Source organism: Acinetobacter higginsii (assembly GCF_000369845.1).
Classification (GTDB): domain Bacteria; phylum Pseudomonadota; class Gammaproteobacteria; order Pseudomonadales; family Moraxellaceae; genus Acinetobacter; species Acinetobacter higginsii.
In genome coordinates this window covers 897,692-918,534 of record NZ_KB850211.1, presented here as the reverse complement: position 1 = coordinate 918,534, position 20,843 = coordinate 897,692, and the positions used below count along the sequence as shown (strand labels likewise).

The window sequence follows — 20,843 nt, the reverse complement described above, 5'->3', positions numbered from 1 at the left end:
GAATTGGCATGTTTTGCTTTCATTCGGTTTTACCCATCGTGTTGAGATGTGAGAGAACAGAATTAGAAAAATCTTTCATACACGGTGATGATCTATAACGATGATCCACACCCCATGTACGATAACCAGCAGCATCAATATGAATTTGTCCTGATTCATAGACACCCAATCCCATATTCAGCGCTTCACCGTGATCTAACCAAAATTGGCAAAGTTTCAGTTTCGTTTCTTGGATGAATATTTGCTGTTTAGCATCTGGGTTTTGATTGCCAATGCGGAAATCTAAAGCAGCATTAAAAACATGTCTTGAACTTCCAGCTCCACCAGCACACTGATTTAATAAATTATTTCGATAAACGGAGGTCACTGTGAAATTTTGAATCACTTGCTGCTCAACCAACTGATTCAAAATATTCAATGTTGGAATAATGTTGTTCCAAAGTTTTTGATGAGGAACTTCATATTCATTGGCATGGCACTTTTGCCAATCCTTAGCAGTCTGTAGAAATTCATAGTCAGGAATATAAAAAACCAGCCCCTTATTTTTTAAAAAAGTTTTATAGGCCTTTATCTGTAGCTGATGTTCAATTTGGCCTGACCATTTTAAATATGAAGATGGAGCCGTATTTTGTTGTGAAAAATTGGAAATACTATTGATCTTATTCGTAAAAGATGAGCTTTTAATAATAGGATGAACCGTTTGTTTAGGGTTTTGGGTATTGTATTGACATGCTGAAACACACAAAAAAAAACCTAAAAGATAAATATTCCTCATGTCGATACACCACCACCCAGTCATCAAAGTACAGATGGCAATTTTATTACCATCAATTGTTATGTTATAACATAACAATTGATGGTGCAAGCTCAAACATTAAACAAATAACTCTTAGATGCTTAGGGCTGAGTCTGATCTCCTTTTATTCTTCGACGAATTTCTTCACGCCACTTTGCAGCATTATCTTGTTGCTTATTCAACACGACACCAAGCATATAAGCGGTTACCGCAGCACCAATGAGTGCGATCCCACTTTCATAAATGATATCAATGACAAATTCAAAGATGCCCTCTGATAAAAAGCTCAATGCACCTGAATATTTAAGAAATTTTGCAATCGCAACAATCACAATGCCTAAAAATGCACCAGCCCAGAGAAAAAATTTATGGATATTGATTGGAGCTGTTATTTCATCAATTTGATCAGGATATTCACGGTAATATTCCACCTCTTCATCCGTAACTTCAGGCGAAGATTTGAAGAATAACCGCATAAAAAGTGCATCATGATCTAGCTTTAAGCTTTTTTTCATTCTCATCATCTATATTTTTAAATTGATAACATATTAGCTATTTTTGCTTTGCTAATAAATAAACGCTAAAGCTAAACATTTTGGGCCTAATATAAAAAAGTCCTTAAAATTATTAAGCAAAATTTAACGGTAAAATGCACAAAAATACGGCTATAGTGATGAAATTTAATAATTATTCATGTAAAAACTTATCATTATTCATTAAAAATAATTAAGTATCCTCTTTAAAAAAAAGATTTCTTTGTTATAGTATTTCTCCAATGGTTTCCATAAAGAGATCAATCGGGTGTTGATGCTTGGAAGATTGCTTGGGTTCTATGCAATCTTTTTACAAATCGCTGTGTTTTTACAGCCATTGCTGCCAGAGAAATATCAAGTTTCTCCAGTATGTGAGACTATTACCCAAATTTTATTACAAGACCATTATTCTACCTCTCCGCTCCATAGCCATCATCATATTGCTGCTCAACATGATACTGTACATGAGCATCAAGCTTTTTCAGCTGAAGTTAAAACGTCGGCAAGTCACCATCACCACCATGATGCAAACCATCAGTGTCAATACTGTGTGGTGTATAGCCATGTATTGCCTTTACCAGATGTCGATCTAAAGCAAATTCTAGTCCGAATTCAGGTTCGATTTCTGGCTTTTATTGAAAACTATTTCCATGTTTTCTTTCAGCTTCAACAACTCTTTCTCACTCCTCAAGGTCGAGCACCTCCTCTCTTAATCTCATTCTGACTTGAAGCTCAAAACTTTTTAGTTTTGAAAAACTTTTATTCAAGAGATTATCGTCATGTTTTCTTTTTCTAATCATACGCTTAATTGGGTAGAGCTTTATTCAACCTCAAGTTTATCTCATCAGCAACAAGATGAGGTGCTGTCATGACTTTAGGTTTTACTGCACTCGAATTGGCAAGAATACAATTCGCTTTTACCGTCTCCTTCCATATTATTTTCCCTGCGATTTCTATCGGTTTGGCCAGCTTCTTGGCTGTTTTAGAGTGGCGTTGGTTACGGACTAAAGATCCAATTTATAAAGACCTGTTTAAGTATTGGGTCAAAATCTTTGCGGTTGCTTTTGGTATGGGGGTTGTTTCTGGTGTGGTGATGAGCTACCAGTTCGGCACAAACTGGAGTGAGTTTTCCCGTATTGCAGGAAGTGTGACAGGCCCTTTACTGACTTATGAAGTCCTGAGTGCTTTCTTCTTGGAAGCGGGCTTCTTGGGTATCATGCTGTTCGGTTGGGGGCGTGTCAGTCCCAAGGCTCATTTCTTTGCCACCTTAATGGTCGCGATTGGTACCTGTATCTCCATGTTCTGGATTCTGTCCTCCAACAGTTGGATGCAAACGCCTCAAGGTTTTGCGATCGAGAATGGCATTATTGTGCCAACCGATTGGTGGGCAATCGTCTTCAATCCCTCTTTCCCTTATCGACTGGTGCATATGGCAATTGCGGCCTTTATGGTTGCAGCTTTATTGGTTGCGGCAACTGCTGCCTGGCATTTGCTCAAAGGTCGCCGTGATGCCTTGGTCAAGACCTCATTCTCTATGGCGATGTGGCTTATTCTTGTCTTGGCACCTTTACAAGTATTTGTTGGGGATGCACATGGTTTGAATACTTTAGAGCATCAACCAGCAAAACTTGCTGCGATGGAGGGACATTGGGAGACCAATTATGATGAAGGTATGCCACTCTACCTATTCGGTGTTCCTAATATGCAAGAAGAACGTACCAAATACGCGATCGCGATTCCAAATCTAGGTAGTCTGATCTTGACTCATTCTATGGATGGTACAGTTAAAGGCTTAAAAGACTTCGCACCTGAAGATCGACCAAACTCTACCATTGTATTCTGGAGTTTCCGTGTCATGGTTGGCTTAGGTATGCTCATGCTTTTACTTGCCTTCGCCGGTGCTTGGCTCAGAAAAACTGGAAAGCTGTTTGAAAGTAAATGGTTTCACCGCTTTGCTTTAGTCATGGGTCCATCAGGATTTATCGCGGTACTGGCAGGTTGGTTTACCACCGAAGTTGGCCGCCAGCCTTGGGTGGTTTATGGGATAATGCGTACCAAAGATGCACTTTCACCTGTTTCCGCCGAACAAGTGGGTCTGACCCTGATTATTTTTGTGGTGGTGTACTGTGTTGTGTTTGGTATTGGGATCTATTACATGCTGAAACTGATGCATAAAGGTCCACAATTTGTTGAGGCTGTGGATCTTGAGCCAGCAGGTCATGGACACTTCAAAACACCTATGCGTCCTTTAAGTGCGGTCGATGAAAGCATTGATCAAGAAGACCCAACCAAAGAGGAGAAGCACCATGATTGATTTATCTTTGATTTGGGTCGGCATTATCGGACTGGGTGTATTGATCTATGTCATTCTCGACGGCTTCGACCTCGGGATCGGAATTCTGTTCCCCTTCATTAAAAATAGCGAAGAACGTGATGTGATGATGAATACTGTCGCACCGGTCTGGGATGGCAATGAAACTTGGATGGTACTTGGTGGTGCAGGTTTGTTCGCAGCTTTCCCACTGGTTTATTCAACGGTGTTATCAGCTTTATATATGCCGATTACTCTGATGGTGATTGCCTTGATTTTTCGTGGTGTTGCATTTGAGTTTCGCTTTAAGGCGAATCGCACCAAGCATTTATGGGATCAAGCTTTTATCTGGGGTTCAATTCTATCCAGCTTCCTGCAAGGTGTTATTTTAGGTGCTTATATTCAGGGTATCCAGACCACTAATGGTATTTTTTCTGGTTCAGGTCTGGACTGGCTGACGCCTTTTGCCTTATTTACGGGGCTGGGTGTGGTTGCCATGTATGCCGCTTTGGGCTGTGGTTGGCTGATTATGAAAACCGACCATGAATTACAAGACCAGATGTATGCGCTGATGCCTAAATTGATCATCTTACTATTTGTGGTCTTTGCAGGTGTCAGTTTATATACTCCACTGACTCATCCTGAAATTGCAGCCCGTTGGTTTGCCCTACCAAATCTACTGTATTTTAGCCCAGTACCTATCTTGGTCTTACTCTTTACCTTCCTGATTTTAAAAGCATGTAAACAACGCCAAGAGTTAAAACCGTTTATCTTTACCTTGGCCTTAGTGTTCTTGGCCTTTACGGGTTTTGTGATCAGTCTCTGGCCGAATATCATTCCGCCTTCGGTCACCATTTGGCAAGCTGCTGCACCATATTCCAGTCAGAAGTTTGCTTTAATTGGTGCTGTGATACTGATTCCGATCATTATCGGCTATACCATCCTGTCGTACTGGGTGTTTAGAGATAAAGTACGGGTTGGTGATACAGGTTATCACTAGGAGGCAGCGTAATGAAACTATCTAAAACACAATGGTTTATCGTACTTTGGCTCGCTGGGTTTCTAGGTTTACTGGCGATTGCAATGTTCTTTAGAGTATTGTTAAAACTCGCTTATTAAGCTGACATTATTCCTTCCAATAAAAAAGACTATACCGAGGTATAGTCTTTTTTATTGGTATCAGGGAATTTAAGCCTCACGCAGGTCGCAGAACAACTTGGTTTTTCTGATTTATCTACTTTTTCATAGGGCTATAAACGTTGGGCAGCTATCGTGCCAAGTCAATTCCAATAAAATCTTGCGACCATGCTTAATCTGAAAATCGACATGACTAAGCTGTATAAAAAAGCAAGTGAATTTCCGATAAAGGTAAATTCAGAATGTATATAAAGCATGCTAACATCAACATACTGACAATCCATCATGTCAAATTATTTGGAAGGGTTCCAATATGTTAAAAACACAACAGGTCAAAATAATACAAGAATTCAATGCGCCCATAGACAAGGTGTTTGCAGTTCTCAGTGAACATGAAAATCTCAACAAGATTTTTGCACCCGCAAAAATCACGCGTATCAGTAATGGCAAAGAAGCGCGAAATGGCGTGGGTTCTGCACGTAAACTTTCGATTCCTTTAGCCCCGTCATTTGTTGAAACAAACTTGGTTTACCAAGAAAATGAATTGATTGAATACGCGATTACCAGTGGTATTAGTCCAATTAAAGCACATCGTGGCGTTATGAAATTTACCGATTTAGGCGGTGATCGCACTCGCTTGGATTACACCATTAGCTTTAAAGGCCGTGTTCCTTTGATTGGCCCAATTATTAAGGCTGCATTACAAAACGGTATTAACCGTGGTCTGAAAAAACTAAAATTTTAATGTTGTTTAGGCATTGCTCCTTGACGGTTTCGTTCTTACCGTCAAGGTTTACGCTATGCTTAAAGTGAAGATGTCACTGTGCCTAGAGGTTCTTTCCGAGTAATTGAATGCTCTGGCTTACGTAGTAAAATTAATGCTGAGATTGCGGCCAATAAGATCATAGGAATACTAGAGGCAATTACAACAATCTCACTTTGCCCAGTTCCGAGTAGATAACCTGCAACTAAAGGCCCTGCAAAAGCACCTAAGCGTCCTACAGCAACCGCAGCCCCCACTCCCGTGCCTCGCATTTCAGTAGGATAATACTTGGCTGCCAAGGTGTATAAAATTGACTGGCAACCAATCACGAACATACCACAACATGTAGCAAACAAGATAAAACTCGACGCGCTATTGGAATAGGCTAAACCAATTAATGAAACCAGAATGCCCGCATACACACTGGCAACAATCAAGAATTTATTCAGTCGATCCAACATCAAACCTAAAATCAATACTCCAATCGAACCACCTAAATTAAAACCAATCTGAATATAACTGGCTTGTTGCTTATCAAGTCCTAGTCCTGAGATTAACGTTGGTAACCAGTTCTGAAACAATGCTAAAACCAACAAGGTACCAAAAAAGCTGAGCCATAGACTAGACGTCACCACGACACGTGGTTTGGCAAAAAGGACGTTTAACACACTTGGTTTTTGTGTACTCACCTGAGGGATTTGGTTCAGATATGCTTTTGATTCAGGTAAAAAGAAAATAAGAATAGGAACTAAAATTAAAGGGGCAATCCCGCCTATATAAAAGATATGTCGCCATTCATGATCTGCTGTCAAAGACAAGGCAACCACGGAAGTCAAAACGCCGCCTATCGGCATACCACAATACATCGCACTGACAGCCGTCGCTTTATACTTTTCAGGTACCGCTTCTGAAACCATGGTAATCACGATGGGCAAAGCCCCACCCATGCCGAGTCCAGTCAGAAATCGAACTAAAAGTAAGGAATTCAAATCTTTGGTAAAGGGCGTCATTAAAGACATCAAGCCAAAAATTGCAATCGAAGTGATAAATACTTTTTTGCGCCCAATCGAGTCAGCAATTCGACCTGCAATCAGTGCGCCAGGTAATGTGCCTAAAACGGCGGCACTAAACACCCAGCCCATCTCGGTACTGTTTAACAGCATTTCTGCTTTCATCCGTGGTGCAGCAACCCCCATAGATTGCAGATCAAATCCTTCAATAATGGCAAAAATGAAACAGAGGATGAGTGTAATCACGATTGCTTGTTTTGAAGCGCCTGCCTCTCTATTGGTCTCTTTTAACATTGTTATCTTCCCTTTTTGATTCTTCCAGTTTATCGATCTAAAATTCCAAATATCGATTTAAATATCCTTTAAGTCGCTAAAAAGACTAGCAGAGCGAATATAGTTACGCAATATGTATTAAAATTATGCAATTCATAATTTCGTGGTTTGAGGGATTTGATTTGAAATATCAGAAAAAGATCATTTTTAAATCGCTATTATTAGCTCCAGTTCCCTTACTCTGCTTGATGGCTATGCTATTTATTCTCATGAACAATGCGTTTAAATTCAGTTCAATATTTGCAGTTATTGTCGGGCATCTTCTGGTTTATTTGGCTTATTGCCTTTTGACCGTTCCATTTTCATTCTTGTTCTCGCTTGTCTTAAACCGCTATCAGTATCTGAATTTTCTGACAATCTGCTTAAGTTCATTCGTCGTTGCGGCACCTTTTTTTACTCTTTTAGCTTGGACTCATACAGGCCAACTCCCAAAGCAATGGTGGCTGGTCTACGCGGATATTTTTTCCTTGCTTATCGCCCTCATTCCAGCGATTTGTTACTGGCTGATTTTGATTCATCTTAAATCCCATCAACCAGATCGCATCGATTTATAAAATCTTTACTAAATCAGATAAATGCTGAATGGTATGTGTGATATTTAATTGCAACTGATTGGGTAAATTGTTTGGGTTATACCAACAGGTCGAGATCTGACAAGAAGCAGCACCTTTCATATCCGCTTCAAGGCTATCCCCAATAAACAGGACTTCTTCTTTCGCAATCTGGCTTCTATGCAAACAGGTTTCAAAAAAACGCTGATCTGGTTTTTCATAGCCAATGTCATCTGAAATATATAAATCAGAGAAATGTGGCAATAAGCCAGCCAAGTCTAAACGAGCTTTTTGTTGAATAAGAATGCTATTGGATGCAGCGAATAGCTTATATTTTTGACTTAAATAATCAATGGCTTCAGCTGCACCAGCCTCAAGCGTATGCTGTTTGGCTAAATTTCCCTGAAAGGTATCACGGAAATGATCGTGGTTAAGTTCAAGGTTTAATGCCAGAAATAATTGTTTAAATCGATTATTAATGACATCTTGTACCGTAATTTGACCTAACTTCTGCTTTTCCCATAAATGATGATTAATGGCTTTATAGGTTGAATAAGTAGCATCATCATGATCTAAATTAAATTCAGCAAAAGATTGAATAAATGCAGCGCGGTTAGCAATGCTAAAATTCAACAAAGTATCATCAATATCAAAGAATATAGCCTTGTACATCAGAGCAATCTTACAACCGAAGCAAATATTGAGATAATTTTATTATACCGAGTGATAAAAGAGCAAGCCGATGTGGCCTGCTCAATGCTCGATATTCTCGTCTGACTATGCTCTCAGTCTTTATCTCGCATCCACATCCAGACCAACACTGCTGCCATGCAGGCAATCAGTGGATAGACCACCCACGGATGTGGAATAGTCCATATCATAATACCTGCAGCAATACTCATACTCACGGTAGATATATATTTTGCTTTTTTGGGAATACGTCGGTTCTCTTGCCATTCTTGAATAATCGGTCCGATAAAACGATGGTTGAGAAACCATTGATAGAGCTTTTCAGAGCCTCTGGCTGCAAAGAACACTGCTAACAGGATAAAATCAACCGTTGGTAGCCCTGGAATAAAAATGCCAAGAATCCCTAAAGCGATGCATAGCCAAGCCAAACAGATAAACAATAATCGCCACCACACTGAACGCGCTAACTTGCTTGCTGGCTGTGGTGTAGGCGATAAGGTCTCTGTTTTCATTTGATTATCCATGCGATTAATGTTCTCCATACCGAATAAGCTGTTACTGCCTGATCACTTATTTCAATTCATCGAGCTGGATTAATGCCTTTCCGAAATAGCCAAAAGCATCTAATGCCCCTTGCACAACACGATCTTGTAACACTTGATCAAAGGCTGCTTCATCTAGTGCCTCAACAAAACGTTTCCACACCTTTGCCCGACCTTCTGGATAAGCCGCCAAATTGCGCGCTGCAAATGTTTCAGAGAAACCTAACTGCTTCTGCGCTTGTTTAAACAGAAATGCGGCACCTAAAGTTGAGCCTTCTGACACATAGATCCAACCTAGTGCTTCAGGCAATTTGACTTCAGCACTTTGTAATGTCTGACCTACGGGCTGAATACCCAAATCCTGCAAATCATCAAATGCTTGTTGTGAGCGGCCACGTATGCCCAAATCAGGAATCAGTCCAGCAACCCCCTCCTGTTCAAAAAGATGCTCAATTTCCTGCTGGAAATAATATTGCGATAAGGTAAATTGGGCGTATTTCTCCTTGCTTGAAAATACATCTGCTTGCGCCATTAACTGGTGCATACGTTCATGTTCTGCCGCTGTTTCTTGCTTTAGACGCTGAGAAAGGCGATTGGCAATCATTTGCTCTGTTGCTGCGTTCATGATTATTCTCCTAGAAAAAGAATAGGACTCATCGGTTAACGACTCCGACTGAGTTTGAGTTGCACTGGGAAATCCACAACAACGGCCACTGCGCGACCGTTGATCTTGTAAGGTTTGAATTTGGACTGACGAGCAGCTTGTAGTACACGCTGATCTAGACTGCTAATCCCTGAACTTTGTTTTAATTGAATCTCGATGGGCTGACCGTTTTCATTGATACGTAGCCGTAATTCCACCACACGGTTTTGTTGTTTAAGTTCCCGATCATCGTAAGCAAGCTTGCCAAAGCTCAACACATCAACACTGCTGACCTGAACGGGCTCATCACGATCAACTTGGCTTTCAGGTGCACGAGCCAATTCCTGTTGCGTTGCTGCTATATTTACACCACCCGACTGGGATTGAGTCTGTCCTATTTGTTGTTTCGAACTGAGCGGATTTTCTGTCAACATCTGTGATGATTGATCCGATTGGGTCTCTTGTGTTGCTTTGCTTTCTGAAGGTTGAGCCGCTATTTCTGCTATGGACTTCTCGGCTAAAGTTTCAACTTTGTGGCTAGTCTGTTGCTTGAGCACTTCATGCATAGCACTCTGACTGGTTATCACTTTTTGTTCTGTGTTTTCAGTATTGGTCGGAACAGCGCGAGTGCTTGTTTGTTTTTCTAATGCGGGGATTGTTGATGTTTGGGCCGCTTCAACTTTTGCTGTTGCTTGAGGAGATGCATGCTCTGACACTGATAAAGAGACAAAATGGACTTTAAGTGCATTTACTTTAGGTGATGTTGCCAAAGTATAAGGTTCAATAAAATAACTCAGCGACCACAGTCCCAATAGGTGCAAAACAAAAACCAGAATGACTGTGATCCACTTTTGTTGAGAACGTGTGTCAATCCAAACCATTGGTACTTTGTTAGCAAGAACATCGTGCTGATCGAAGAATTTTGATTTCATCGCCATCCCCCTTAAAAACGGTGCTCAAGTTTCAGGCTGACATTATGTTTATCATAGGAGTACAACCAATCCACATTGCTGTTATTGCGGTTATAGCGATAGGTCAAATTTGGCGTCATGCCATAAAACTGGAAACGCGGCATTTGCAGCACAAAGGTATAGTTCTGTTCAAAATCATGACGTCGTGTATCAAATGTTGCCGTATATCGATCAAACTGACGCCAGCGATATGAACTGAATAAAGTGGTGTTTAATCCGATACTCCACGGTTTACTCACACCTAAACGAACGCCTTGTTGTTGATACGCTGCCATATATTTTTCTTGGGTATCATGATCGAGTACATCCAAACCACCAAATAGCGTCCATTGCTCAGGCAAAATCTTCCAGAAAGTCAGCATGGCTGAACTTTCTTTACCATCTAAGGTCTTATATTTTTGATAATTCAAATCTTTGATTTCAGCTTCAAGCTTGAGTGCTTTATCGGCGGAGATAAATCTCATCCATTCTGCGCGCGCACCCCAAGCATTGTACAAGCCATCATTGGCATAACGTTTATGCTCAAATAGAGGTGCAATTGTGATTTGATTTTTTAAATCAAAAAAACTATAGCCCACATTGATATTGACAGTAGATTCATTATAGTCCGCATGATCACTATAAGACTGTCCATAAGCCAAACCACGTAAGGAAACTCCGTGATTACCATAGAGCGAAAAGCGTTTCATTACACTGGTTTCATAGTCCACACCCGTTGCGGACTCAGCTTTAGGACTATCACGGGTAATTTCTTGAATCGGAATCACATTGCCATTTTGGTCAATGCCATACAGCATCCATGTTTTACTTTGCTCAGAAGAACTATTCAGATTGGTGGCATAGGTTGGACCAATGGCCACACTGCCTTGCCACGAATCCCGCTGATCAAGTGCTTTGACAAACAGATTAACCGTTTGTTCTACCTCTGGCGGTATCACACTACGATCACTCAGTACCAGTTTGTTCTGAATGGATGTAAAAAGGCGTGCTGCTTCTTTATTCTTCTGCTGTTCAAACAGCACGCGCGCTAACTCAAGTTCACAAATAAGATTGTTGGGTTGTTGCTTTAAACTGCTTTGAAATTTTTGCTCCGCCAATTTGAGCTGCCCTTGAGCACGAGCCAATGCACCCTCGGCAAAGTCTGTTAAAGCTTGATCATAGCCATCATATTGTTGATAATGCTTTAGATAGACTGCCGCATTGCCCCATTGCTTTTGCATAACCGCCAAATATAAAGCTTTTGCCAGATCATCTTGGTTCTTTTCAACTTCAAATACTTGTCCATTAATCACAATATTGGGTAGTTCATCCGTGCTCCGAATTGCCCCTTGTTGCTGTAATTGATGCTGTTGTTGTAATAAATTCTGATCCAAGTTTTGATTCAGGCGAAGTTGTGTCTCATCATCTGCATAAAGTGATGAACTCGCCAATAAAATCAAACAGCACAGCAATGTTCTTTTCATAAAAACCGCAAAGCAAAAGTAGAAATCATCAAGTCATAAACAAGAAAAAGGAATCTACTGCTGTAGATTCCTTTCGCCATAATTAGTTCTTCGCACCGCCAAATGCAGTGTTATATGTAACATTATTAAACTCGGCAATACCCGCTAAAGCTGCAGCATTTGCACCAAAGAAGTGTCCTTGAACAATACCTGAATTATTTACCCCAGCTGTACCATTTGCACTTGCCGCGCCACTGAATTCAGCAGTACCTGGACTAAATGTCACACCGTTCAAACTTAAGCTTGAAACAGCAGTCCCTGTTCCAGTTAATGACCCTTGTAAAGTGCCTGCACCAAAGTTAGCAGTCAAATTACCGCTTAACAGATTGGTTGCTGAACCATTAATCCCTGCAACGGTGTAGGTCGCCGTACCAGAGGTTGGTACTGTCGTATTGGTATTGTCACCTGCGTAATAAACAGTATGACTTGCGCTCGCAGCTGTATCGCCTGCTTTCCACCATTCACCAAAATAGACTTCCTGTGTGCCCACCTGACCAAAATTGAAATTACCTAAGGCACTGTGTGAAGGCGGCATTGCCGAAACAGGAATATGCGAGATATTAAAAGTTTTGCTACCGACAGTAACATCGGTATTGCTTGTACCGCGTGCAGAAAACGCTTGTGCCAAACCTTTTAGCGAGCTAAAACCTGTAAATGCATTGTATGGTGAACCAGCAGCTTGTACAGAAACGGCTGCTGCACCACCTGGGTGGCTGGCATTTGCAGCAGCGCCAATAATGATATTGTTTTCATTACTTGAAGCACCATCAATACCTGCATGTGCAAACACAGCAGAACATGCAACAAGACCGATGAATAGTTGAGAGATTTTCATTTATTGTTACTCCATTTTTCTAAAGCTAAGTTATTGTTTCAATGAAGATAACGCTATCGTTATCTATTTAGTTATAGGAACAGTAAGATCTATAACTGCCCCTTGGTTTTGTAAATAATAATCATTCAATATCATTATTTACGTTTATCTAATTCCGACTAATGTGAAGGTTGGAATTAAATTCTGTGTTAAAACTTGGTGGTCCAGCTGACTTTCAAAGTACGACCTGGTGCAGCCATTGCACTCCGAGTGAGTGGATCGATATAAAATTGGTTTGAAAGGTTGTTACCTACAAATTCAACTGTGTTATAGGTATCAACTTGATAGCGTGCATAGGCATCAAAAATCCACGTATCGTCCCAAGCGAGAGGCACATTGAGGTAATAGCCTTTATTGATACCAGCATCATTATTTTTACGTAATGGACTTTCATAGCCTTTGTAGAAAGTTGCTCGCGCACCAAGCTCCAATCTTTCATCTAGAAAGCGCGCGCCTAATAAAGCATGTGCGCTAAGCTCAGGTGTCGACATCGTCACGAGATAGCCGTTCGGAAAACCATCATCGACGCAACGTTGATAAGCATCGCGGAATTGAATACCTTGATCTGTTTGTACTGTACCGCTATTAATCATTTTATTAATGGCGCTATTGCTGTCACAGACTTCATTTTTGAGGTTATAAGCCATGCTTAAATCAGTGAAGAAAGCACCATTATCAAAACGGCTTTGCAACTCAATACCGGAAAGCTTTTGCTCATCCATATTGGTAAAAATCAGATTTTGATTACGCTCAATTACGTTTTTGGTTTTGTTGTAGTAATAGGCCAGCTTAATATCGGCATTACGTGCTGAGCTGAGCCAATTCCGCATGTCATAGACATAACCCACTTCATAATTAAACGCATGTTCGGGCTTAATCTCCTGATATGGCATCATTGCTGAGAAACCAACTGTACTCTCAAATAAGCTCGGTAAGCGATATTCCTCTGCATAGCGTACATAAAGCCGATTATTTTCAGTCAAATGAATGGATGCACCAAGTTGAGGTGCCCAGCCACTGTCTTTTACTTTCTGAGCTGATTCAATCGGGACCTGCTCAATCACAACAGGCTGAAAACCATTCCCGATAACCACATACTTCTGGCCTAAGGCATTCAGTTGGTTCAATATATTATCCGCTAGGGCCAAATGACCATTGTCATCAGCTTTCCAAGTGAGTGTATTTTTCTGTGACCAAATTCGGCTATACAACGTCGTTTCTGATGCAGGCACCGTTTCTAAACGGCCATCCCAATCAGGATTGTTGGCTGCATAACGTTGCGTTAAAAGGTTTAGCATACGTTGTTGCTGAGCATCATAACTTTCTGGCATGGTTCGATATTCAAAGTTGTATTCTTTGACTTTACTTTTCTTGGTAAATAATGGATTTAACGAAGGATCAATCCCATCTCTGATTGATTTATTTAAGAAGTCATCAAAGGCCCAATAAGAGCGGTAACGCATACCCGCATCAAAGCTTAGCCAAGAAGCTGGTCGATAGTTAAAATTAAAATCAAAGGTCTTTTCTTCACGACGTCCGGCACGAGGTAAAGCTTGATATAAGGAATAACTTGGACCGTATTCACCATAAATATCATCAGATGTGAGCTTTTCTTTTAAGAAGCTTCCCCCCAAAGTTAAATCGAGCTGATTCGTTAATTGTGCTTTATTACTGATACTAATACCTTGGCGTCGATTGTCTGAATGACTGATTGCCGTATTGATCAGACGATTATCTCTAAAATCAATAATCGTTGGCCATCCACCCCGTGTATAGGTTTGGCTTTCAGTGTCGGTTTGCCAAATATTGGTATAAAAATCAATCCACTGATTATTCTCAGGTTTATATTTGTATTCTAAGCTATAGGCCTTAGAACGAATATCACTGAGTGGCCATTGCGGTACACCAATTTCAGGGGTTAACCCCCATTCAATTCGTGAAGGCATGATCTCACCAAATCTATTTTTGGTATCTCGATAAGTGAATTTCAGCGCTTGATCATCGCTTGGTCGATAACCTGCCTTAAATAACCAAGACTCCATCTGACTTGAGGTATTGGGGACTTCATTACCAGGTTTATAGGAATGCGCAAAATAAGGAATAAAATCAAGACTATTACTTGGCTCAGCCCGTTTGTAATACCCAGCGCCATGTGTGCCTGAAAAATAGTTGCCACGTTCACGAACAGCATAAACAGCCAATAAATCAAATTTATCCTGTTTCATTGCCAATGCGAGTCGACCTGCTAAATCATCTCCCGAAAAGTTAGAATTATCATTGCGGGTTCGATTCTTTTTATAAATATCTGGATCGTATTTTTGACCATTGATATCCTCCCACGGCGTCGTATCATTATAGTTTTTGCCGATTTTACTCATGTCGGGCAATGAAGGATCAATGGCATTGGTAGAACCTTCTACTTTTAGTTCTGCGCCAAAGGTTTTACCCGGACGAACAATATCATCCGCTTCTAAGGTCTTGACCACAACTCCACCACCGACTGAGGTTGTGGTATTCCGTTCAAGTGATGGGCCTTTGATGACTTCAATGCCCGCAATCAGATTAGGGTCGATATAATTCCGATTATTCACCCCATTGTAGCCACGCCACACCGCAATCGACTGCTCAGTACCGTCAATGGTTAATGGCACTCGACCTACCCCTTGCACACCACGTACACTCGGATCTAAAGCACCACTATTACGGGCATCACCACTATAAACCCCAACCATCCCTTGCAAAACATCGGCTGGATTGGTGCCTTTAAAACGCTCAATATAGTCTTTGCCTGCATAAACAGAAGATCGATTGGCATCATAGACTCGATTGCTGCCCTGAGTATCACGATCTTCTTGACCATAGACCACCATTGGCGTCAAACGAACAGAGATTTCGTCATCTTGAGCTTGAGTCGAAGATGTATGATTCATCGCAGTTACTGAGGCACTTGAAGGTGCATTACTATTTTTAGCTGTCTTTTTTGCCAGTGTATAACCTTGACCGACTTTGACTGCATAGAATGCCGAAGATGCTAAAATATGCTGAAAACCTTGCTCTAATGCAAAGTTACCTTTTAATCCTGAACTGTATTGCCCTTTTAATTGCTGTGCATCAATGGCAATTGAAGTCCCCGATTGTTCAGCAAACTGATTCAATACATTGGCTAAAGTCCCTGCAGGAATATTATAAGATTTTGCCGCAACGGTTTCTGCATAAGCATGTTGCATCGGTAAAGCTAAACTCGCAATACACACTGTATGTACAGCAAATGCGAGTGTTGAAAATCGAAATAAGTTCCGACTTCGCATTTGACCATCTCCGACTTTCTTCATTCTTGCCCACCCCAGTAAATGTAAATAAGAATCATTAAATCTATTGAGATAAAATGATCCCAAATTTATTGCTTCTACTTACTATGACGAGCAGCTTTAAAAAAAGTGGAACCTAAATTTTAAAAAAATAAAAACTTTTTAAAATTCGTTCATTTTACAATGAATATAGCAACTATTTTTTTAATGAAATAACAATGAGATAAGGTGTTATTTGATAAACTTTTAAGTTAGGAAATACTGTTGCTAATAATTTAAGTGCATCTTGAGTTTGGTCTAAGGGCAACACTGCATTTACTTGGATATCTTGTAATGCTTCAGCATTAAACAAGATTTTGCCTTTGTAGTTTTGATCTAATTCTTTTAACACCTGATCGAGCGGTAAATCCTCTACCATCAATTGATGTTTATTCCACTTTTGTTGTTCATTATAAATATTGAGTGCCGAAATTGGCTGCACTCCGTTCTGATTCATACTGACGGCTTGTCCCGCACTTACAATCACTTGTTGAGCTGAATAACCATTTGCTGCGGCTTGTACACGAACTCGCGAATGCAACATTTTTAATTCTGTTGCTGAAGGTGTAAATGCCACACTAAATGCCGTTCCAAGCGCTTGAATCTGCCCATGTTTGGTTTTGACTAAAAATGGGCGATTTGGATCTTTGGCAACATCAACATAAACCTGCCCTTGCACCAATTCGACCACTCTTTGCTTTGCTTGGAAATCAATATTGACTGCACTCTTGCCCCGTAGAATTAAGCGCGAACCATCTTGTAAGGTTTGTGTTGTCCACTGCGCCGAATCGCTTTGAATATCAGCACCGATATAGGCAATAGAGGTATCAGACACATAAAGGAAACTGCCACTGAGGATAAAGAATGCAATGACAAATGCGCTCCCCGCACGAACATGCTTATACGCTTTTGCAGACCCTAAACCTGCTTTAAGTGCTGATTGAACCACTTTTTTATGCTGTGCTGTTTGAGATACTTTTTGGATTGAGCGAATACACTGCTCGATATCAGCTGCAATTTTTTGATGTTGCTGGCTGTTCTGTTTCCATTGATTAAACTGCAATTGAGCTTTTTTTCGGGTTGGCTCATCATCTGAGCTTAACTGCACAATCCATAATGCAGCCTCTTCAACCAGTTGATGATGGTCTTGTTTATCGATTGCCATTTAAATGCTGACATCCATTTCTAAACGAATCAGATAGCAGCGAGCCAGACAGTTTGCTAGATATTTCTGAATCATTTTGGTTGAAACACCCAATCGTTCTGCCGTTTCCTTATGGGTATAACCTTCAAGGTAATGCAATATAAATGCTTGTTGTGCTTTAGCAGAGACATCTTCCAATGCCTTACAAAGCTGGTCCAAGGCCTGAATAATCTGCATTTGATCTTCTGGCGAAGCAACTGCATCCAGCATGTATTCCATCTGGCTCAAGCCATCTAAATAAGCCTGTTCTATGCGTTTGCGACGGACTTGGTCGATGAGTAAGTTTTTTGCTATTGAAGTAAGATAAGCGCGAGGTTCTTTAATGCCCAGTAGTTCATCGCGTGTTTGCAGTAATTTGATAAAGGTGTCTTGCACCAGATCAGCGGCTTGCTCAGTGTTGCCTATTTTTTGTCTCAACCATTGATGAAGCCAGCCTCTATGGTTTCTGTATAATTGATCTACAAGCATAGGGGTTTTGTTCACAATCATTTGACTCAAAACAAAGTGTGATTAAATGATAATTATTATCATTTATAAAATCAAGAAAGAATCGCACAAACTTTAGTTGACTGTTATTTTTATAAGCACAAGTTCAATATTCCACCGCTCTTAGAATACAGTAATAAGCAATAATTTATTGATTTAACAGTGCTTCTATCCACAAAATCAGTTCATTCATATGCCGATTTCTACGCTTTAATTGTTCTTTGTCTGGAATGTAATAACATAGTTCGGATTGCACACTTTCAGTTACTAATGATTGCATCAATTTTGCTTGTATTAGTCGACTGACCAATGTGTTTGAGCAAAATACCAATCCATTGGCCATCAGAGCTTCTTGAATACCAAAAATTTCTTGATCAAAGTGCTGCACAGTTATGTTTTTTTCCTCAAAAGTATTTTTCTCAAGCCATGTTTGAAATGGCGGTTTAGGCAAATTCTTATTTTTCCATTCGGTGTTAAACAGTGTAATCGACTGTTCAGGCCAATTCTCTGTATATAGCCCTGCGGCTGAAAATACATTAAATGACTCATATTTAATAATGTCTGAGGATGAAACCGATGAAACAGCACCATAACGAATCGGTAGCGCATATAAATGATTGTCCAAACTTTCACCTGTAGAGATCTCAATCTCGATCTCTGGATGGAGTTGTGAAAAAGTCTGCATGGCTGGGATCAAAATCATTGCTGCCAAGGATGACGTTGTGGTGATCTTAATCACTCGGCTGGCGGTACTCACCTCTTCTAAAGCATCTTCAATAGTCCGAAATCCTTTAGATATTGCGATCGCTAATTTTTCGCCAGTCTCTGTTAAGCTGATTTTTCGAACCTGTCGATAAAACAAGTCCACATTTAAACGGCTTTCCAAATTGCTGACGTGATGAGAAATAGCAGTTGGTGTCAAAGACAACTCCTCCGCAGCTAATTTAAAACTGCCTAAACGAGCAGCAGATTCAAATGCTTTCAATGCTTGTAAAGAAACCTGCATTTTCAACACTCCATAAATAAGTTTTATAGATGAATTTAAATCATTCATAGCTGTAATTTACTGGTTTGTCTAGCCTCTAATGACCTCTTAAGATGAGTTTATCTTTTAATTCCTCAAGTGAGCGATCATGACAACCCTATTACATATTGATGCCAGTGTTCGAGCAGCTTTCAATCCAAATCCAAGTCATAACTCCATTTCCAAAAATATCGCGAAACGCTTTATTGAGACCTTACAACAGCAACAAGTGATAGATGAGTATATTTATCGTGATGTAGGCATGAATCCACCCGCTTTTATTAATCAAGACTGGATTGGTGCGGTGTTTAGCCCTGAAGAAAAAAGAACAACCGCGCAAAAGGAAATCTTAGCCTTATCTGATCAATTGATTGCTGAAGTTGCAGCAGCCAATCTCATTGTGATTTCATCACCGATGTATAACTATGGTATGCCTGCACAACTAAAAGCGTGGTTTGATCAAATCATTCGTATCAATAAAACCTTTGACTTTGACCTTGCGCGTGGCGACTTTCCACTCCAACCTTTACTGTCAGGCAAACGCTTGGTGATTATCACGTCAAGTGGAGAATTTGGTTTCGGCACCGATGGTATTCGCGCCAATCAAAGCCATCTTGTGCCGCATCTGCGCACTTTAAGCAAATATTTAGGGGTTGAGTATATTGATGAAATTGCATCTGAATACCAAGAATTTGCAGATATTAGACATCAAAAATCTTTAGACAATGCATTGAATCAAGCAGAAACACTCGCAACAAAACTAGTACTTTTTTAGCAACGGAACAGCGCGTTGCATATGGAATATGAATAATTTCGGCATCTAAAATAAGTAGAAGATTAATGGATAGCGTGATTCTTATCGGTCACTTTATCCATGTTCTCTTTAACTTTTTTCACTGATGAAAAATTCATGCTTTAGCTTCTAAAGCATTGATCATCGCAAATGCGGTAACACGTGCAGAAAATGGATTCTGCCCTGTAATCAGGTTCGCATCACGCACCACATTGGGTAGAAATGGAATGAATTTTCTTTGATAAAGTGCACCGCGTTGTTTTGCCAGTTCTTCCGCATTATAAGGTACTTTCTTTGCCACACCAGCCAATACCTCTTCACACCATGCAAAGCCTGTCAGCTTTTTCCCTTGAATTAAATATTGTCCATTTGATAACTGAACATTCAGCAATCCACAATAACCATGGCAGACACTGGCAACAATGCCACCATGTTCATAAATATTTTTGCTGATGTCCTGTAATTCAGCATTGTCTAGGAAGTCCCACATCACCCCATGCCCACCAGTGTAATAGATTGCATCATAATCTTGCCAGTTAATCTCAGATGGATTTTTGGTGGTTTCCAATAACTGCATAAAAACGGGATCATTTTTACGTTTAAGCACAGAAGCATCGGTAACAAAACGCGCTAATGATTTGGGTTCTATCGGTGAATGCCCTCCGTTTGGGCTAACAATATCTTGAATATAATGTTGCTTTTCAAACTCATCATAGGCATGTGTCAGTTCCCCTAACCATAATCCAGTTGGACGATCGATACCCTCATATTTAGAGACGTTGGTGACCACATGGAGAATACGTTTTGACATCTTTCACCTCTGCTTTTTGATTTATTTTTAATCTTGCTTTTGCATCACTATAAGCTTAAAGTTTGCTTTAATGTCAAGAGAAAATCAGTAATGAATATCAGTGAATTATCTAAACAAAGTGGTTTAAGCACCCCAACGATTCGTTATTATGAGCAAATCAAGCTGTTACCGAAGGCTAAACGCAAATCAAATGGCTATCGGGAATATAGTGAAAATGATCTCAAACAGCTATTCCTGATCCAACAAGCACAGCAAGTTGGCTTTTCTCTGACAGAAATTAAAGCGTTTTTACCATCGAATGTCTCTTCATGGAATCATGACATTCTCATTGGCTTGCTCGAAAGCAAGATCAAAGATATTGAAGAACTAGAGCAAAAACTGGCAGTGAGTAAGCAAAATCTGCAAATGATGATTGTGGCGATCAATAGCAAACCAGATGAAATTACCTGCGAAGAAAATGCACAGCGTTTGCTCAATTTGTACTATACCAACGACAAAGCTTAATACGTCAATTATCAGTTT

General features: G+C 40.2%; 21 protein-coding genes. 7 read left to right on the top strand and 14 right to left on the bottom strand.

Annotated elements, in window-relative coordinates; genetic code table 11:
* Nucleotides 1-19: 19 nt before the first annotated feature.
* Both F885_RS15570 and F885_RS15575 read right to left on the bottom strand, forming a co-directional pair.
* A complete protein-coding gene (locus tag F885_RS15570) occupies nt 20-775 on the bottom strand; it encodes a D-Ala-D-Ala carboxypeptidase family metallohydrolase (protein WP_005313879.1) in 756 nt (251 codons plus the stop codon).
* A gap of 122 nt (nt 776-897) precedes the next feature.
* Nucleotides 898-1,311 carry a hypothetical protein gene (locus tag F885_RS15575; RefSeq protein ID WP_005313877.1) on the bottom strand — a complete coding sequence of 138 codons (414 nt, stop codon included), beginning with the start codon at nt 1,309-1,311 and terminating at the stop codon, nt 898-900.
* 292 nt (nt 1,312-1,603) lie between these two features.
* Here F885_RS15575 and F885_RS15580 point away from each other — a divergent pair, with 292 nt between their 5' ends.
* The 4 genes from F885_RS15580 to F885_RS15595 all read left to right on the top strand — a co-directional run bounded on the left by F885_RS15580 (nt 1,604) and on the right by F885_RS15595 (nt 5,522).
* A complete protein-coding gene (locus tag F885_RS15580) occupies nt 1,604-2,053 on the top strand; it encodes a DUF2946 family protein (protein ID WP_005313874.1) in 450 nt (149 codons plus the stop codon).
* 144 nt (nt 2,054-2,197) lie between these two features.
* On the top strand, nt 2,198-3,643 hold the full coding sequence (locus tag F885_RS15585; RefSeq protein ID WP_005313871.1) for a cytochrome ubiquinol oxidase subunit I: 1,446 nt from the start codon (nt 2,198-2,200) through the stop codon (nt 3,641-3,643).
* Nucleotides 3,636-4,640 (top strand): cytochrome d ubiquinol oxidase subunit II, encoded by a 1,005-nt coding sequence (gene cydB / locus F885_RS15590; protein ID WP_005313870.1) that lies wholly within the window; start codon nt 3,636-3,638, stop codon nt 4,638-4,640. Before F885_RS15585 ends, cydB begins: the two co-directional genes overlap by 8 nt.
* Before the next feature lie 450 nt (nt 4,641-5,090).
* On the top strand, nt 5,091-5,522 hold the full coding sequence (locus tag F885_RS15595) for an SRPBCC family protein (RefSeq protein WP_005313868.1): 432 nt from the start codon (nt 5,091-5,093) through the stop codon (nt 5,520-5,522).
* A 59-nt stretch (nt 5,523-5,581) separates the two neighbouring features.
* On the opposite strand, the gene mhpT is transcribed toward F885_RS15595, so the two are convergent.
* Complete coding sequence (gene mhpT, locus F885_RS15600) at nt 5,582-6,844, bottom strand: 3-(3-hydroxy-phenyl)propionate transporter MhpT (protein WP_005313858.1); 1,263 nt, start codon at nt 6,842-6,844, stop codon at nt 5,582-5,584.
* A gap of 161 nt (nt 6,845-7,005) precedes the next feature.
* Here mhpT and F885_RS21175 point away from each other — a divergent pair, with 161 nt between their 5' ends.
* Nucleotides 7,006-7,437: a hypothetical protein gene (locus tag F885_RS21175; protein ID WP_032859028.1), complete on the top strand. Its 432-nt coding sequence runs from the start codon at nt 7,006-7,008 to the stop codon at nt 7,435-7,437.
* Here the strand turns inward: F885_RS21175 and F885_RS15610 are convergent.
* The 10 genes from F885_RS15610 to F885_RS15655 all read right to left on the bottom strand — a co-directional run bounded on the left by F885_RS15610 (nt 7,432) and on the right by F885_RS15655 (nt 18,699).
* Nucleotides 7,432-8,106: a YjjG family noncanonical pyrimidine nucleotidase gene (locus F885_RS15610; RefSeq protein WP_005313854.1), complete on the bottom strand. Its 675-nt coding sequence runs from the start codon at nt 8,104-8,106 to the stop codon at nt 7,432-7,434. The two genes, F885_RS21175 and F885_RS15610, sit on opposite strands and share 6 nt — an antisense overlap.
* Nucleotides 8,107-8,219: 113 nt before the next feature.
* Nucleotides 8,220-8,666, bottom strand: a complete 447-nt coding sequence (locus F885_RS15615) for a YbaN family protein (RefSeq protein WP_032858955.1) — start codon at nt 8,664-8,666, stop codon at nt 8,220-8,222.
* 28 nt (nt 8,667-8,694) lie between these two features.
* Complete coding sequence (locus F885_RS15620; RefSeq protein WP_085946065.1) at nt 8,695-9,294, bottom strand: biliverdin-producing heme oxygenase; 600 nt, start codon at nt 9,292-9,294, stop codon at nt 8,695-8,697.
* Nucleotides 9,295-9,326: 32 nt separating this feature from the next.
* Nucleotides 9,327-10,241, bottom strand: coding sequence for an energy transducer TonB (locus tag F885_RS15625; RefSeq protein ID WP_005313851.1), 915 nt, complete (start codon nt 10,239-10,241; stop codon nt 9,327-9,329).
* Nucleotides 10,242-10,252: 11 nt separating this feature from the next.
* Nucleotides 10,253-11,743, bottom strand: a complete 1,491-nt coding sequence (locus F885_RS15630) for a hemophilin secretion modulator (RefSeq protein WP_005313848.1) — start codon at nt 11,741-11,743, stop codon at nt 10,253-10,255.
* Between the two features lie 82 nt (nt 11,744-11,825).
* Nucleotides 11,826-12,617, bottom strand: a complete 792-nt coding sequence (locus F885_RS15635; protein ID WP_004806996.1) for a Slam-dependent surface lipoprotein — start codon at nt 12,615-12,617, stop codon at nt 11,826-11,828.
* Nucleotides 12,618-12,805: 188 nt separating this feature from the next.
* On the bottom strand, nt 12,806-15,964 hold the full coding sequence (locus tag F885_RS15640) for a hemophilin receptor HphR (protein ID WP_005313845.1): 3,159 nt from the start codon (nt 15,962-15,964) through the stop codon (nt 12,806-12,808).
* A gap of 196 nt (nt 15,965-16,160) precedes the next feature.
* Complete coding sequence (locus F885_RS15645) at nt 16,161-17,168, bottom strand: FecR family protein (protein WP_005313841.1); 1,008 nt, start codon at nt 17,166-17,168, stop codon at nt 16,161-16,163.
* Nucleotides 17,169-17,690, bottom strand: a complete 522-nt coding sequence (locus tag F885_RS15650; RefSeq protein WP_162180558.1) for a sigma-70 family RNA polymerase sigma factor — start codon at nt 17,688-17,690, stop codon at nt 17,169-17,171.
* A 151-nt stretch (nt 17,691-17,841) separates the two neighbouring features.
* Entirely contained in the window at nt 17,842-18,699 is an 858-nt protein-coding gene (locus F885_RS15655) for a LysR family transcriptional regulator (RefSeq protein WP_005313836.1), read from the bottom strand.
* A gap of 127 nt (nt 18,700-18,826) precedes the next feature.
* Between F885_RS15655 and F885_RS15660 the strand changes: the two genes are divergently transcribed.
* Nucleotides 18,827-19,492: an FMN-dependent NADH-azoreductase gene (locus tag F885_RS15660; RefSeq protein ID WP_005313833.1), complete on the top strand. Its 666-nt coding sequence runs from the start codon at nt 18,827-18,829 to the stop codon at nt 19,490-19,492.
* Between the two features lie 133 nt (nt 19,493-19,625).
* Here F885_RS15660 and F885_RS15665 read toward each other — a convergent pair whose 3' ends face one another.
* Nucleotides 19,626-20,321 (bottom strand): type 1 glutamine amidotransferase domain-containing protein, encoded by a 696-nt coding sequence (locus F885_RS15665; protein WP_005313818.1) that lies wholly within the window; start codon nt 20,319-20,321, stop codon nt 19,626-19,628.
* A gap of 90 nt (nt 20,322-20,411) precedes the next feature.
* Here F885_RS15665 and F885_RS15670 point away from each other — a divergent pair, with 90 nt between their 5' ends.
* Entirely contained in the window at nt 20,412-20,825 is a 414-nt protein-coding gene (locus F885_RS15670) for a MerR family transcriptional regulator (RefSeq protein ID WP_005203732.1), read from the top strand.
* Nucleotides 20,826-20,843 lie beyond the last annotated feature (18 nt).

Coding starts and splice junctions, on each gene's coding strand:
- F885_RS15570 (WP_005313879.1), bottom strand. CDS start 775: ATGAGGAATATTTATCTTTTAGGTTTTTTTTTGTGTGTTTCAGCATGT.
- F885_RS15575 (WP_005313877.1), bottom strand. CDS start 1,311: ATGAAAAAAAGCTTAAAGCTAGATCATGATGCACTTTTTATGCGGTTA.
- F885_RS15580 (WP_005313874.1), top strand. CDS start 1,604: ATGCTTGGAAGATTGCTTGGGTTCTATGCAATCTTTTTACAAATCGCT.
- F885_RS15585 (WP_005313871.1), top strand. CDS start 2,198: ATGACTTTAGGTTTTACTGCACTCGAATTGGCAAGAATACAATTCGCT.
- cydB (WP_005313870.1), top strand. CDS start 3,636: ATGATTGATTTATCTTTGATTTGGGTCGGCATTATCGGACTGGGTGTA.
- F885_RS15595 (WP_005313868.1), top strand. CDS start 5,091: ATGTTAAAAACACAACAGGTCAAAATAATACAAGAATTCAATGCGCCC.
- mhpT (WP_005313858.1), bottom strand. CDS start 6,844: ATGTTAAAAGAGACCAATAGAGAGGCAGGCGCTTCAAAACAAGCAATC.
- F885_RS15610 (WP_005313854.1), bottom strand. CDS start 8,106: ATGTACAAGGCTATATTCTTTGATATTGATGATACTTTGTTGAATTTT.
- F885_RS15615 (WP_032858955.1), bottom strand. CDS start 8,666: ATGGAGAACATTAATCGCATGGATAATCAAATGAAAACAGAGACCTTA.
- F885_RS15625 (WP_005313851.1), bottom strand. CDS start 10,241: ATGAAATCAAAATTCTTCGATCAGCACGATGTTCTTGCTAACAAAGTA.
- F885_RS15630 (WP_005313848.1), bottom strand. CDS start 11,743: ATGAAAAGAACATTGCTGTGCTGTTTGATTTTATTGGCGAGTTCATCA.
- F885_RS15635 (WP_004806996.1), bottom strand. CDS start 12,617: ATGAAAATCTCTCAACTATTCATCGGTCTTGTTGCATGTTCTGCTGTG.
- F885_RS15640 (WP_005313845.1), bottom strand. CDS start 15,964: ATGCGAAGTCGGAACTTATTTCGATTTTCAACACTCGCATTTGCTGTA.
- F885_RS15645 (WP_005313841.1), bottom strand. CDS start 17,168: ATGGCAATCGATAAACAAGACCATCATCAACTGGTTGAAGAGGCTGCA.
- F885_RS15655 (WP_005313836.1), bottom strand. CDS start 18,699: ATGCAGGTTTCTTTACAAGCATTGAAAGCATTTGAATCTGCTGCTCGT.
- F885_RS15660 (WP_005313833.1), top strand. CDS start 18,827: ATGACAACCCTATTACATATTGATGCCAGTGTTCGAGCAGCTTTCAAT.
- F885_RS15665 (WP_005313818.1), bottom strand. CDS start 20,321: ATGTCAAAACGTATTCTCCATGTGGTCACCAACGTCTCTAAATATGAG.
- F885_RS15670 (WP_005203732.1), top strand. CDS start 20,412: ATGAATATCAGTGAATTATCTAAACAAAGTGGTTTAAGCACCCCAACG.